Raw genomic sequence first — 202 nt, forward strand, 5'->3', positions numbered from 1 at the left:
GTACTAATGGTGGCTCTTGGTATGTATGGGGTCCAGGATAACCAGTGGATTCCAGCTTTATTATTCCTGGGGTCTCCGTTTCTCCTGATCAATACCCTGATGTATGTATTTTTACATAAGGATCAGGATAATAAAAGATCGATAGAAAATACCAGGTCGGTTTTGCGACCACAAAAGGAAAATTTAAACTGGAAAATATTAA

At 38.1% G+C, this 202-nt stretch carries 1 protein-coding gene; it reads left to right on the plus strand.

Annotated elements, in window-relative coordinates; translation table 11 throughout:
• A partial coding sequence (locus tag RM529_RS18060) for a hypothetical protein (RefSeq protein WP_311486105.1) occupies positions 1-202 on the plus strand: 202 nt, incomplete at both ends.

Origin of the sequence: Autumnicola edwardsiae (assembly GCF_031846505.1) — a bacterium.
GTDB classification, from domain to species: Bacteria; Bacteroidota; Bacteroidia; order Flavobacteriales; family Flavobacteriaceae; genus Autumnicola; species Autumnicola edwardsiae.